The following is a 13,596-nucleotide window of genomic DNA, read 5'->3' as shown; positions in this document are numbered from 1 at the left end:
GAGCCCTGATTTGTCCCTTGGAACGATGAGAACAGAAGTTACGGGAGTTGACGACGAACGGACACATCGACAGCTACCGCGGGAAGATTGTTCACCCGGATAATCACAGTAAGGTTATACCGGGGTAGTCCGAAAGGCTAGATGGTACGGAGTTCGACAGGGTCCCAACCACGTGTCACTCCGTATCACCCTTGTGACGAGGGAAGAAGCACCAAAAATCAGTCCGACCGCTCATCGTCGAGAAGGGTTTCTCGGTTTTTAACGAAAAGCGTGAGCAGCGGCCGGATTTCGTCGAATTGTGGCCCCTTTGTAACGCGGTTCGACTCCTGATCCCAGTCGATATACCCGTGGTCTGCCAACTTCGGTAAATGCACGTGTCGCATCAGAATCGCCCGCTCTCTTTGGCTTTTCTCCACATTGGCCGCGTTTGTTCCGTCGTTTTGTGGATTTTTGTCCCTCAAGGCGAACAAGAGTCTTCGACGGTGAACGTTCGAGAGGACATCTAGCTGACGGTTTAGCATGGTATTCACTGACTAGATTTAAGCGGTTCCTTTTGTTAAACACCGGAGTATTTCACAGGACCTAGTAGGTTGAGGAAGTGAGTGACAACATTGTCGGTAGTAACGTCGCTCAAAAATCGGCGAATTACCGCGCGAGAGCAAATCCACATCGCACAGTGAAAACCCGTCAGAAGGGTGGCGTGGTGGGAAACAATCAACCGGACGAGTGACGTATCGAGAGCCATGAGCAGGCGTCTCGGCGAGTACCGTCCGCAATCGAATCGAACAACTGGAGAACGACGGCATCATCAAAGGCTACCATCCCGAAGTCGATTACGAGGCCGCAAACCTGCCGCTCCGCGTGTTGTTCGTCTGTACGGTTCCGGCAGTGGAGCGAGCGACCTACGTCGAACGAATGTTGGACGTTCAGGGGGTAGTCGACGTTCGCGAAATGCTCACCGGACGGCGGAACATCCACATCGAAGTCGTCGGAACGAGTACGCAAGATATCACACGAATCACGGACCTGCTCCACGAATCGGGGGTCACGGTCGAGAGTTCGGAGATAATGCGCCAGCGTCGCATGCAACCGTTCGACCACTTCCACTTCCAAGAGCGGGATGCCGACGAATAGCGAGAACGCCCCGTGAACGGCGTCGCGGGCGACCGTCGATGATTTCCGAACAGTCGAGATAGATTGAATAGTTAGTGAGCTAACACGAAGGCATGACGAACGAACGCGAACGGTACGTCGGTCAAATCACGCAGAAAGCCGTCCTCTTCGGCCCGGAGGGGAACGTGCTGGTGACGAAAGTATCGGACCACTGGGAACCGCCGGGAGGCCGATTCGAGTACGGGGAGACGCTCGTCGGCGGACTTCGACGCGAACTACGGGAGGAACTCGACGTGGACGCCAGAATCGGACCACCGGTCGATGCGGCGTACGGCGGGTGGTTGGACGCCGAAACCGGAAATCCGGTCGTGACGCTCGTCTACCGCTGCGAAACGGACGAGACGGAAATCACCCTGAACGATGAGCACGACGATTACGAGTGGATGTCACCCGAGGCAGCGGCGGAACGGCTGAGAGCCGTCTTCGGCGGACGGATGGCTCGCTCCGTCGAACGCGCCGCGAGCCTCGACGACGCGGAACCGTTCGCGGCGGTGACCGACCCCTACGCGGATACCGAGATATCGAAAGAAGAGATGCTGGCGGAACTCGCTGCCGCGCGTGCCGCGGACCCTCCCGAGACGACCGATATCTGAGCGCCGCTCTCGGTCACGGAACGCCGAGGTTGTCGTGTCGTTCGCGGAGGTAGTAGAGCGCGAACGGAACGCTCAAAACGAGTCCGATGATGACCGCAATCGAGAAGCTCCGCGTCAGGACACCGCTGACGACGGCGGCCACGAGGCCGAGGAGGCCGACGAGCGAGTAGTTTCCGCTGGGTGGTTCCCACCCCGGTTCGGCGCGATGGATGGCCTGCGTGTCCTGAAACACCGCGAACGGGAACACGACGGTGAGGACGGCGAACGGAATCCCGACCGCGACCAGCGAGACGGACACCGCGTGAACGACAGGCGAGTCGGACGTAAAGGAGAGGAGGGACGGTTCCAGCATGATGGCGAACGTGACCCACGCGACCGTCACGAGCCAGAAGACGAACACCACGGGTACCGCCGCGATCCAGTACCACCAGCGCGAGCGTACCCGGTCGCCGGAGAGTTGTGGACGTTGCATCTGTTCGTTCCTTGGAATCGGGGGGTAAAACGAATGTCGTCTCCCGAACCGGCCTTCGGGAGAGAGACTAACCGTCGAGAACTCGGGTTAGAGGGCTCCTTTGTACGCTTCCAGCGTCTCCTCTATGTCCTCTTCCGTGTGGGCGTAGCTGATGAACTGCGATTCGAACTGGTTGGCCGTGAGGAAGACGCCCTCGTCGAGCATCGCGGGCCAGAACAGGCGCTCCCAGCGCTCCGTTTCGGCGCGGTTCACGTCGCCCTTGTCCTTCGGGCAGTAGTCGAACCGGGGGCAGTCGGGGTTCTGGCGGCATCCCGCTTCGCACTGGCCCTCCAAATCGCGCGGCCCGTCGCGGGTGAAGATGACCTTGAACATGCTGTCCATGCCGACGACGGTGTACTCCGGCGCGCGGTCTTCGAGGATATCGGTCAAGCCCGACCGGAGTCGGTCGCCGAGCGCGGCCACGTGATCGTACACGTCGTTTTTCGCGGCGTAGCGGAGCAGTTCGAGTCCGGCGGTGAGAGACAGCGGATGCCCGGAGTAGGTGCCCGCCTGAAACACGTTTCCGGTCGGCGTGAACTGCTCGACGATTTCGGCCCGTCCGCCGACGGCACCGACGGGGAACCCGCCGCCGATGACCTTGGCGAGCGTCGTGAGGTCCGGCGTGATGCCGAACTTGCCCTGTGCACACCCTAACCCGCCGATGCGGAATCCAGTCATCACCTCGTCGAAGACGAGGAGCGACCCGTGGTCCTCGGTCAGTTCGCGGAGGGTCCCCAGATACCCGTCGACGGGCGGGACGCTCGCACAGTTTCCGAGAATCGGTTCGGTGAGAACGCAGGCGATTTCGTCGCCGTGCTTCTCGAACACTTCGCGGGCCGCCTCGGCGTCGTTGAACGGGAGCGTGATGGTCTCCTCGGCGAACGACGCTGGAATCCCGTTCGAACTCGGTTCCGACGTCGTGCCCGTCTTTCCCTGTACGAGCGTCGATTCCTGTGCGCCGTGATAGCCGCCCTGCATGACGACGATTTTGTCGCGCCCGGTGTAGCCGCGGGCGAGGCGCACGGCGGAGGTGGTCGCCTCGGTTCCGCTGTTGACGAATCGAATCATCTCGACGCTCGGGACGTGCCGGGTGACGAACTCCGCGAGTTCGACTTCGACTTCGGTCGGCGCGCCGTACATCGGCCCGTCGGCGAGTTGCGACTGGAGCGCCGACTGGACGGGTTGTGGCAGGTCGTGGCCCAAGAGGAGCGGCCCGTAGCCCATCACGTAGTCGATGTATCTGTTCCCGTCGGCGTCGATGACGTGTGCGCCGTCGCCGCGTTCGACGAAGAACGGGTACGGGCGGACGGCCCGAACGGGGGAGTTGACGCCGCCCGGCGTCACGGACAGCGCACGGTCGTACAGGTTTCGAGAGCGCTCGCGGTTCATGTTCGGCCGGTTCGGACTCCCGCGTAAAGTTTGTGTCGAGAGATGGGCGAGGGGAAACGCGACCGAAGGGTCGGGAAGGAAACGAAAGCGGGCGTGAAAATACAGCGGTCGTGAGTGCGGAAGCGGTGCGAACGGGGCTCTCAGACGGGGTTTTTCGTTTCGGTGACGTTCGTAAACTCGAACTGTGCGCCGCCGTCGGCGCTGTCGGTCAGCGAACAGTTCCAGCCGTACACGGTCGCCAACTCGTGAACGAACGCGAGACCCAACCCCATTCCGCCGTTACCGGATGCGGTCGTGTAGCCCATCTCGAAGACGGTTTCGCGGGCGTCCAACGGGACGCCCGGTCCGTCGTCGGCGATGTAGAATCCGGTCGGAAGTTCGCCGACGGTGACGGTGACGTCCGCCCCAGCGTGTTCGACGGCGTTTTCGAACAGGTTTCTGAACAGATGTTCGACGTACGTCTCGTCCGCGGAAATCGTCCCGTCCATCAGCACCTCCAAGGTCGCGTCGGGGGAGTCCACCTTGTTCCACGCGTTCCGCGCCGTGTCTCCGAGACGCACCGGCGTACTTTCGGGCACCGTCTCGTGCCCCTGTGTGACCACCAACAGCACGTCGATGATGTCGTCGATGCGGTCGAACGATTCGGTGATGTACTCGACCGCGACCGGGGCCGCGTCCGCCGGGAGTTCGTTGCAGTACATCTGACCGATCATGAGCGGGTTCCGGAGTTCGTGGGCGACCATACTGGCGAAGCTATCGAGTCGCTGGTTCTGCCGTTCGAGTTGCCGTTCGCGCTCGTTTCGCTCGGTCACGTCGCGGACGACGCCGACGATGTCTCGACCGTTAGCCGCTTGTTTCGGGAGGTTCGCCACCGTCGCTTCGACGTCTATCCTGTCGCCGGACGACGTTTCCAAAATCGCGTCGTAGGTCTTCGGTTCGCCGTCGTCCGCGAGGAGTTCGTCTTGCAGTTCGTTCGAGAGGTCGTTCAACCCCTTCACCACGACGAGCGACGTGTGCGACCCGAGGAGTTCCTCGCGGTCGTACCCGACGATTTCGGCGTACGCGTCGTTGACGTGGATGAAGTAGTCGTCCTCGTCGATGACGAAGATACCGTCGTTGACGGTTTCGATCATGGTTTCGTAGCGCTGGAGTTCCTTGCTGTATCGTTCCGCCTCCCGCCGTTGTTCGTCGGCGTTGAGCGCTCGCGTCCCCGCCCGTGCGCCGTTGTACCCCATTCCGAGTCCGGAGAGACAGGAGAGCGACGTGAGGATGAGCATGCTGCCGACCGAAGCGGCGTTGGTGGTGACGAGATAGATGAAGAGGAAGATACCGAGCATCATCGCGATACCCCCCAGGCACCACTTGGCGATGCGGGAGAAGAGTTCCGTTCGAACCTCGCTCCGGGGCAGCCAATAACCGACGTAGAGAGTGACGAGGCCGGGACCGGCGACGAGGGTGAAGACGGTCAAGTCGAGACCGAGCGTCCAGTCGATGGCGACGTTCGTGAACGAGATTCCGGAACCGGCGACGACGTACATCCCGCCGAGAGCCATGATGAGACGCCGTCCGGAGGTTCCCGAAAGGTCCCACGACTCGAACATGGATTGATACGTTGTCAAGCCGGGTAATTATCGTTGTGATACCCGCTTTTATGCGGGATACGGAAATCTCCCGGACGACACGAACGGTCACTCGACGACGGTCGGCGTGACCGAAAGGGAGACGGCCGTCGGTCCCTACTGCTGGAAGTGATTCTGGAGGATTTCGAGGGTCTGTTCCTTGTCGTCCCAGTCCACGAACAGGGCGACGCTGGTCGCGCTGGTGATGAGGTCGTGGATGTTGATGTGCGCCTCCGCGACGGGGGCGACGAGTTCGTGGATGATGCCGGGTTCGTTGGGCAGTTCGCCGCCCGTCACCCGGATCACGGCGATGGGGTCATCGACCGTGACGCTGGAGAGCGACTCCTCGTCGATGACTTCCTGATGGAGGATGTTCTCGGCGCGTTCGGCCTCCTCCCTGTCCACGTAGAACGTAATGCTGTCCATGCCGCTCGCCACCGCGTCGATGTTGATGTTTCCGGCACCGAGTGCGGTGGAGAGGTCGGCGAGGATGCCGGGACGGTTTCGAATCGCCCGTCCCGCCAGCGTCATGCAGGAGAGCGGTGACTCGCGCATGTCGATGAGGTTCTCGAACTGTCCCGTGACGCTCGTTCCGCCAGCGAGCAGGTCCCCGTGCTGATAGTGGACGACGCGAACGTGCAGGTCGTCGTCCTTGTACGAGAGCGCCGAGGGTGCGACGACTTCCGCGCCACGGAACGAGAGGTTGCGGAGTTCATCCACCGTAATCTGGCCGACGTTCCGCGCGCCTTCCACGACGCTCGGGTCGCCGGTCATGACGCCTTCCACGTCCGTGACGATGACGACTTCGTCGGCGTCCATGTAGGTGCCGAGCATCACGGCCGTCGTGTCGCTGCCGCCGCGTCCAAGCGTCGTCACGCCGCCGTCCTCGTTCTCGGCGAGGAACCCGGTGATGACCGGCACGGTGCCGTCCATTTCCGATGCGAGTTCGTCGGCGCGTTCCTTCGTCGCCTCGACGTTGACTTCCCCGCGTTTGTCGGTGATGACGGGCCACTGTTCGCTGCCCGGTTCGAGGAACACCGCGTCCACGCCGCGCGCGGACAGCGCGGCTTTGAGCATTCGGACGCTCGTGCGCTCGCCCATGCTGACGATTTCGGCGCGGTCGGGTTCGTCCGCATCGAAGTGAATCTCTTCGAGGAGTTCGTCGGTTGTGTTGCCCATTGCACTGGCAACGACGGCGATTTCGTGTCCCGCGTCTACTGCGGCGGCGACGGAATCTGCGGCACGGTTGATGCGGTCACCGCTTCCGAGGCTGGTGCCTCCGAACTTGGCGACTACGCGCACCGAACCACCGTCCGTGGTCGGTAATTCATGGGGGGCCATTGCAACGGCGGCCAGATAACTGCTTGCATCTCAAGCATTTCTGCCAGTTAGTCGTTTGATACTATTCGGAAAAATTCGCCGTCATCACGGTACGGGAGGCTCGAAATCGCAACCCAGCGTCAGTTCGGCGACACCGTAGCCGTCGCCGTATCGGTGTCGCCGTTCGGGTTCGTGACTCGAAGCGTGACGGTCAACGACGTGCACGCGGGCACGGTGACGCGGACCGACTGGCCGGACGTGTCGTACTGCCCGTCGCCGTCGGTGTCCCACTCGTACGTCGGGTCGGTTCCGGTGGAGGATGACCCGTTCAAGAGGACTTTCTCGCCGGGAGAGAGGTCGGACAGATCCTGATTCGAGGGCGCGTCGATACGTGCATTGAGTTCCTCTGACTCCCCGTCGTCCGACTTTCCACGGTTCGGGGGTCGGTATCCATCCGGTGGACTCTCGCTCGTTCCGAAAGTGAAGAAATTGGAATACTGCAGATACTCGTAATCGAGTGTCGAGCCGCCGGGATACGTTCCAGCAACCAATTGACCGTTCGATAGAGCGGGCGTCCCAGCGGCTGGTGGATTTTCGGGTGACGTTGGGAGACCGCTGTCATCGAATAGATAGGTCCACAACAGGTCACCGCTCGATCTTTCGAGCGTACTGATAGCCGCTTTGGGCTCTTCAGTGTCGTCTTTCGGGATATACTGACCACCGATATACACTCTTTCATCGTCTCCGGCCGGACTACTGGCGAAGTTTAACGGGATTTCCGTCCGATATTTTTCCTCGCCGGTGAAGAGATCGAGTCCTATCACGCTCGACGTTTCACCGGTAGCCTCGACGATGACGACGCAATTTTCGGTCAATGCGTGGTCCCCGCCCCACCTGTTGTCGGGGGAAACGTACGACCATTCGAGTTCTCCGGTCTGTTCCGATCTCGCTTCGAGGGAGACCTGCATCTGGCCTTGGGCGAGCTCGGTCCGAATGAACACCACGAGCCCTCCGCGGAATCCCGGGTCACCGAGAATCGGTTCGTCTTCTATCACCCATAGCACCGAACCGTCTTCCGGATCGAGTGCCGTTCCGTCGGCGTAGACAACGGTTTCATCGGTAGCGCAGACGAATCCATCGAACCCGCTGGATAAGCCTCCTACCCCCGGAGTCTCCCAGACGAGGTCGCCGGTTGGCGGATCTAACGCCACGGCACCGTCAGTGTTTGCCAACAGGACTAAGTCGTTATTGACAGCTGTCTCGGCCCAGTCCGGCTCTTGGGTTCGACTCCAGCTGATGTCGCCGCTCCCCCTATCGAGCGCGTAAATGCCAAGTTCTTGCGGTTGGTTGGACTCCGAAAATTCCGTCGTAACGTATACCTCTTCGCCGCTGACTGTCGGTGTTTCCGGTCTCGGAAACGTGGACTGTCGCCATAACTCCGTGCCGGTTTCGATGTCGTACGCGCCGACAAACCCCTCGTTTGCAGGAGGACTGTTCTCCGTCGTGACTGGAAGGTAAAGGGTTCCGTCACTAACGACCGGTTCATATCCGAAAATGGTACCGTTCAGATCCGTCTTCCACTCGGGCATTGGATACGGAACGGGACCGGTACCGTTGATCACACCGGTTCGAATCGAAGATCCACGACGAGTGTTCCACCCACTTGCTGGTGTTCCGGGCGTTTCCTGTGAATCAACGGTCGTGCTCTCCAACCCTGCCGCCCCCAAGGTGATACCAACCGTCTTCAAGAACGTCCGACGGTTGTGTCCACCGTGGTCAAGATTGTTTTTACTCATCTTCGGTTCCAACATCTATCTCACGTGCATTAGTTAATCAGTGAGTACTAAAGAAAATAAAACGCGAAGCAGTTATTTTGATGATAGAACGTAATTTTGATAAACAGGTTTGAATCAACACCGTATCCGGGGGACAGCGTCGGTTCGTGAATCGACAAGCACCGAAAGAAGTATCGCTGGAAGCGTCACATGACACGCTCGAATCAATTCCTACGACTACGAGAAACAGGTTAGAAACGGGAGAGCGGAACAACTCATCGAACGCGCGAACGAGACAGGAGTACAACGATGGGTTGCCGGACTTCATCCGGAATTTAGCCGCCAACCAGAAATGCCCGATTTCTGAGACTGTTGACGAGACGCTTCGCGTCTCGTTCGCTCGTTCGTACCGAACGTCTCTCTAGCACCCCTATTCCACGAATTTAAATCAGATTTTTATTGAAGTTGTCTTCTTGAGGTGCTTGTTTCATCGTAGGTAGCGTATAACAATATCTAACCTAGTGTTTGAGTGTCACATGGTTCAGAGAATGATTACTGATTTACGAGGTAAGAAAATAGACACTCTGTACTGGAAAATAGACCGACAGCGCAGAAAAGGACGTTCGAACCGAACGTGGACGAGTCGGGATTCGAGGGCAGTCGACGAGGAACATCGGCCGAAGGGGGGCGTCTGAATGCCGACGTACAACATCGTAAACCAAGGTGCGGACAACACCGGCAACACGCCCATCGATAGCGTCCTTAATGGTCTCCGCGGCGACGATACGACGGTCATATTCCCATCTGGAACGTACCGACTCAACGGCCTCACCGTTCCCTCCGGAACGGATAATTTCGAGCTTATAGCTCCCAACGGGGCACGACTCGTTCCCGGACAGTCGGGAAACAGCATACAGTGGATCGGCGTCTCCTCACTGGGGTTCGTGATGGATGGCTTCGAACTCGACATGCGAAACACGCCGGTGCCGCCGTACGTACAGATGAACTCCAATTCGGGGAACTGGGAACTCAGACGGCTCATCACCCGCGGGAGAGTTCGAGCGGCAACCGACAATAACATCGGGTCGAACAATTCTGGCGACGCACGCACGTACTTCCGCCTCTCATCGGCGGCGGGTACTCGTGGGCTCTTACAGGACTGCTACTTTCAGGACGGGTCCTGTGCGCCGACGGAAGCGAGTAACCGGCGGGCGATCCTCGTAGAATCGTCGAACGGTTCGCTCACGTTCAACCGGTGTTGGTTCGAAAGCTGGGCAGAAAACACGATTTATGCCAAAAATCCCGAGGGAAAGGTGAGCATCTACAACTGTTTCCAGCGCAACACGCAGAACGGAATGCGTCTCGGCGGCAATTCCGAGGTCAGAAACTGCGTGTCCATCAAAAACGCTCAACACCCGACACAGGCGTGGTCGGGCGGGTCGCTCCAACGTGGCGTCAACTCCGAAGCGACGGTCGCCGCGGACCCGTCGCGGGGAATCAACACCTATGATGGCACCCTCGCAATCAGCGAAAGCGACTTTTTACATCGGTACTTGTCGTCCAGTTGTGGCGGACCGATCACGGCACCGGCACCCTGCCAGCGCATCGACATCCGAAACGTCCGTATCAGTTACGATTCGACGAAGAATCACAGCGCCATCTACACGCACGAGAACGGCGGCGTTGGAGATCTCGATTACCTCCAACTTCAGAACGTTCAGGTGACCAACGACAACGACAACGAGTACGCCATCTTCATCGGCCAGGTACCGCAGACGTGGGGGACCGTCTCGGGTGTCCTCGGTGGAAGCGGCCCGCAGACCAACTCGACCTATATCAGCGATCGGATGACGATCAACGGGAACCCCACTCAGCCGATCACGACCCCCCCTGCCCCGACTCCCGCACCGGTCGGTCAGGTTCCGATGCAAAACGCACAGGTCGTCCGCATCGACAACACCGGCAACAGCACCGAATCCACGTTCGATATCACCGCGGGAACGTACGTCGGGCCGGGCGGTGACGACGGCGCGACGGTGTACATGAACTGGGCGTCCACCGTTCCCGAAAAACGGATCGATGACTCGAAAGAGGCGTCGGGGACGATACCGGCAGGGGAGGTGTACGTGTTTTACGTGACCGGCGGTATCGTCTCGACCGACGGAACCGGGCCAGCGAACTGGACGGTCGACGGCGAACCGTTCACCCCGGGCGATGCGGGAGAACTGTTGACCCAGAGGATTACCACTCCCGTACAGAAGAACAGAACCCAATGGCGGCAGGTGAATTCCGGCGTCCCACAGGACGGCGTCGTGATCGCAAAACCGCTGTCGTTCAACGACAGGGCAGCGACGTTCGTTCGTCTCCGAGACGTCGAGGACGGCGGCTTCGAATATCAACTCCAAGAGTGGTTCTACCTCGATGGCAGACACGGCAGCGAGACGTTCCACACGCTCGGCGCGGAGACCAGAGAACAGACGTTCCGGACGGACAGCGGTACCGCGTTCAGAGTGAAAGGGGGACGGGTAACGGTAAACACCGACTTCATCACCGTTTCCCTCGGCGACTTCTTCGGGACGCAAACGCCGGTCGTGCTGGCACAGCCACAGACGAACAACGGCGGGGAACCCGTCATCTCTCGACTGGACGACGTCACGAACGATTCGTTCGCCGTGAGACTGCAGGAGGAAGAAGCCAAAGGACCCCACACGGACGAGACGGTCGGTTACGTCGCGCTTCAACAGGCGACGGGAGAAATAGACGGTCAACCGTTCGAAGTGCAGCGTACTGCAAACACGTTCGACGACCAATGGAATCAGATTACGTTCGAACAGCAGTACGATTCACCCCGCCTCGTCGCCGATATGCAGACGTTCGACGGAACGGATCCGGCCACCCTCCGCTATCGAAACCTCACCGGAAGCGGCGTCGAGATCAAGGTTCAAGAGGAACAAAGCGTCGATAGGGAGGACACGCACAACCCGGAAACCATCGGCTACGCCGTCTTCGAAGGCGACGTCTGAGACGCGCTATCGGCGGACCTGCCGTCCTCAAATCGACCCGTTACCGTTCATTCGGACGTGTCGAATTCCGATTCGGCGCTTCGAATAGATCGAGTTTCCCCGTCTGATTCGGATTCGACCGATTCGTCGCCCCGTTCCTCCGCTTTTTCGAGTTCCTCTATCGGGTCAAACGAGACCAGTCCGTCCCCGCCGGTGTACTCGTAGGCGACCCACTCGGGAATCGTGAGGACGCCGTTCATCTTCCGGATTCGAACCCGTTTGATGAGCACGTCCTCGACCAGCGACCCGTTCAACTGGAGGTCGACGAGACCGTCGATGACGTAGCCCATGTCGTGCGGAAAGACGTCCTCCTCGCCGGTGAACGTGGCTCCGGCGAAGACGGGGACGAAGCGACCTTTGCAGACGTCCGCCCGAACGTCCTTGACGAAATCGTACGCCTGAACGGGTTGGACGAGCGTTCCGAACTCGGTCAGCGAATCGATGACGACGATACCCGTGTCGCTCATCGACAGGGATTCGAGGCAGTTGTCCAGTTTGTTTTGGAGTTCGCTCGTGTCGCCGGGGTCACGGACCGTCGTCGTCGCGGACGCGGTGACGCGGTGGAGGTACTGGTTCCACTCGTCCATGCGGGTGAACATCCGATCCCGGTCGCTGACGCGGTAGGTGAAACAGTCGAGGACGTGTAACAGACCGACTTCGAGGTACGGCAGGACGTTCCATTCGAGCGAGAGGAACTGCTCGACGACGGAGATAGGGGGTTCCGTGAGACTGACGACGACGGCCGGTTCGCCGCGCTGAAGCGTCCGCCAGACGAGTTCCGTCTCGATGGCGTTGTCGCGGGTTCCGCCCTCGCCGGACAGCAGGACGAACGAATTGCGCGGCAACCCTTCCGGCAGGTGGTCGTCGAGCGCCGAGACGCCCGTGTTTAGCTGCCGAAACCCGTGATAGGTCGTAAACACGCGGTCGCTCGTCCGCATTTCGTCCCGGCAGGTGTTCGAACAGAACTCGTAGGTCGTATCGCCGTAGGCGAGTTGCACCGACTCCTCGGGACACGGCAGGCGACAGAAATCGCACAGTCTCCGGTCGGCGGATCCGGATATGTCGCTCATAGTGGTTCGTTAGCATCCGAACGGGATGAAGCTACTCCCGACGGAGCGTAGACCGGGTAAAAACCGGATAATCGGGAGGAGGAGCCGATTTCTCATCGACTCGGTAACCGAATATTACTGCCATCAGGGCGCGTATTACTGTATTCAGGATGTATATTACAGTATTCAGGAAGCATATAACAAACATACAACAGCGATAACGCAGGATTGGATCACAAATGGTTGATCAACGAAAACGCAGAACGATGAAGCTTCTTGGCACTGGTCTCACCGCACTGGCCGGAATCAGTTCCGGGAATGCGATGATGAACGGTAACGACACGTCGATGGGAGGCAAAGGGTCGAAGGGAGGAAAAGGCAAAGGAAAGAACTACCCGCAGATAGCGCTCGAAGGACAACTTTACAGTACGAGCACACTCACCGGGGAAAACGAGGTTCCGCCGAACGATAGCCCCGGAGAGGGCGTCGCGGCGTTCCGGTCGACGACGGACAAGAAGCGACTCGACTTCGCACTGCTCGCCATAAACGCGACGTCGCAGATCACGGCCGCGCATATCCATCTCGGCGAGAAAGGTGAAAACGGACCGGTCGTCGCGTCGCTGATCGGTGAAGACGTGGATGCACAACAGAGACTCATCTTTAACAACGTGGCTTCGGCGGGGTCGATTCGAGCGTCCGACCTCGTCGGACCGCTCGAAGGCGAGTCGATAGCGGACCTGCTCCACGAAATCCGCGCGGGGAACGCCTACGTGAACGTTCACACCGAGGAGTACCCGGACGGGGAACTCCGAAGTCAGATCTACAAGGCCTCGAAACTCAACGTCAGCTTCGAAGGCGACGTGACCGGTATCTCGCGGGACTCGGTCATCGGCATCTGGTACGACCTCGACTTGGACGTCCACTTGAAGAAGAAACGGCGCGGTCACCACGGCGGTGGGGGACACCACGGTGGTGGACACCACGGCGGCGACCACTGTAAGCCGAGGCACGGCAAAGGCGGCAAGCACGGTAAGCACGGCAAAGACGACAAGTAGCGAAGGTTCCGTCGCGCGAATGAACCGCGATTTTTTCGAGATATCGCTTT

At 59.6% G+C, this 13,596-nt stretch carries 10 protein-coding genes; 4 read left to right on the top strand and 6 right to left on the bottom strand.

Annotated features, from left to right (window positions below; translation table 11 throughout):
* The first annotated feature begins 861 nt into the window (after positions 1-861).
* Positions 862-1,134 carry a hypothetical protein gene (locus LJF34_RS15895; RefSeq protein WP_231186266.1) on the top strand — a complete coding sequence of 91 codons (273 nt, stop codon included), beginning with the start codon at positions 862-864 and terminating at the stop codon, positions 1,132-1,134.
* A 92-nt stretch (positions 1,135-1,226) separates the two neighbouring features.
* Positions 1,227-1,766 carry an NUDIX domain-containing protein gene (locus tag LJF34_RS15890; RefSeq protein ID WP_231186265.1) on the top strand — a complete coding sequence of 180 codons (540 nt, stop codon included), beginning with the start codon at positions 1,227-1,229 and terminating at the stop codon, positions 1,764-1,766.
* A 13-nt stretch (positions 1,767-1,779) separates the two neighbouring features.
* Here the strand turns inward: LJF34_RS15890 and LJF34_RS15885 are convergent, their stop codons facing one another.
* From LJF34_RS15885 to LJF34_RS15865, 5 genes are all read right to left on the bottom strand, one after another.
* Entirely contained in the window at positions 1,780-2,238 is a 459-nt protein-coding gene (locus tag LJF34_RS15885; RefSeq protein ID WP_231186264.1) for a hypothetical protein, read from the bottom strand.
* Positions 2,239-2,325: 87 nt separating this feature from the next.
* Positions 2,326-3,666, bottom strand: coding sequence for a glutamate-1-semialdehyde 2,1-aminomutase (locus LJF34_RS15880; protein WP_231186263.1), 1,341 nt, complete (start codon positions 3,664-3,666; stop codon positions 2,326-2,328).
* Positions 3,667-3,806: 140 nt separating this feature from the next.
* Positions 3,807-5,267, bottom strand: a complete 1,461-nt coding sequence (locus LJF34_RS15875) for a PAS domain S-box protein (RefSeq protein WP_231186262.1) — start codon at positions 5,265-5,267, stop codon at positions 3,807-3,809.
* Positions 5,268-5,402: 135 nt separating this feature from the next.
* Positions 5,403-6,587 carry an aspartate kinase gene (locus LJF34_RS15870; RefSeq protein WP_231186333.1) on the bottom strand — a complete coding sequence of 395 codons (1,185 nt, stop codon included), beginning with the start codon at positions 6,585-6,587 and terminating at the stop codon, positions 5,403-5,405.
* Positions 6,588-6,745: 158 nt separating this feature from the next.
* Positions 6,746-8,401, bottom strand: coding sequence for a PQQ-binding-like beta-propeller repeat protein (locus tag LJF34_RS15865; protein WP_231186261.1), 1,656 nt, complete (start codon positions 8,399-8,401; stop codon positions 6,746-6,748).
* 674 nt (positions 8,402-9,075) lie between these two features.
* Here LJF34_RS15865 and LJF34_RS15860 point away from each other — a divergent pair.
* Complete coding sequence (locus LJF34_RS15860; RefSeq protein WP_231186260.1) at positions 9,076-11,403, top strand: hypothetical protein; 2,328 nt, start codon at positions 9,076-9,078, stop codon at positions 11,401-11,403.
* A gap of 47 nt (positions 11,404-11,450) precedes the next feature.
* Here the strand turns inward: LJF34_RS15860 and LJF34_RS15855 are convergent, their stop codons facing one another.
* On the bottom strand, positions 11,451-12,512 hold the full coding sequence (locus tag LJF34_RS15855) for an ATPase domain-containing protein (RefSeq protein WP_231186259.1): 1,062 nt from the start codon (positions 12,510-12,512) through the stop codon (positions 11,451-11,453).
* 245 nt (positions 12,513-12,757) lie between these two features.
* Between LJF34_RS15855 and LJF34_RS15850 the strand changes: the two genes are divergently transcribed.
* Positions 12,758-13,546 (top strand): CHRD domain-containing protein, encoded by a 789-nt coding sequence (locus LJF34_RS15850; protein ID WP_231186258.1) that lies wholly within the window; start codon positions 12,758-12,760, stop codon positions 13,544-13,546.
* The last annotated feature ends 50 nt before the right edge of the window (positions 13,547-13,596 follow it).

Origin of the sequence: Haladaptatus sp. DYF46 (assembly GCF_021083305.1) — an archaeon.
Classification (GTDB): Archaea; Halobacteriota; Halobacteria; order Halobacteriales; family Haladaptataceae; genus Haladaptatus.
Note: the sequence above shows the minus strand (reverse complement) of the source record. Positions and strands in the feature narration are given on the sequence as shown.

Bases quoted from the DNA above. Each gene is read 5' to 3' on its own strand.
- LJF34_RS15890 (WP_231186265.1), top strand. From the start codon at position 1,227: ATGACGAACGAACGCGAACGGTACGTCGGTCAAATCACGCAGAAAGCC.
- LJF34_RS15885 (WP_231186264.1), bottom strand. From the start codon at position 2,238: ATGCAACGTCCACAACTCTCCGGCGACCGGGTACGCTCGCGCTGGTGG.
- LJF34_RS15880 (WP_231186263.1), bottom strand. From the start codon at position 3,666: ATGAACCGCGAGCGCTCTCGAAACCTGTACGACCGTGCGCTGTCCGTG.
- LJF34_RS15875 (WP_231186262.1), bottom strand. From the start codon at position 5,267: ATGTTCGAGTCGTGGGACCTTTCGGGAACCTCCGGACGGCGTCTCATC.
- LJF34_RS15865 (WP_231186261.1), bottom strand. From the start codon at position 8,401: ATGAGTAAAAACAATCTTGACCACGGTGGACACAACCGTCGGACGTTC.
- LJF34_RS15860 (WP_231186260.1), top strand. From the start codon at position 9,076: ATGCCGACGTACAACATCGTAAACCAAGGTGCGGACAACACCGGCAAC.
- LJF34_RS15855 (WP_231186259.1), bottom strand. From the start codon at position 12,512: ATGAGCGACATATCCGGATCCGCCGACCGGAGACTGTGCGATTTCTGT.
- LJF34_RS15850 (WP_231186258.1), top strand. From the start codon at position 12,758: ATGAAGCTTCTTGGCACTGGTCTCACCGCACTGGCCGGAATCAGTTCC.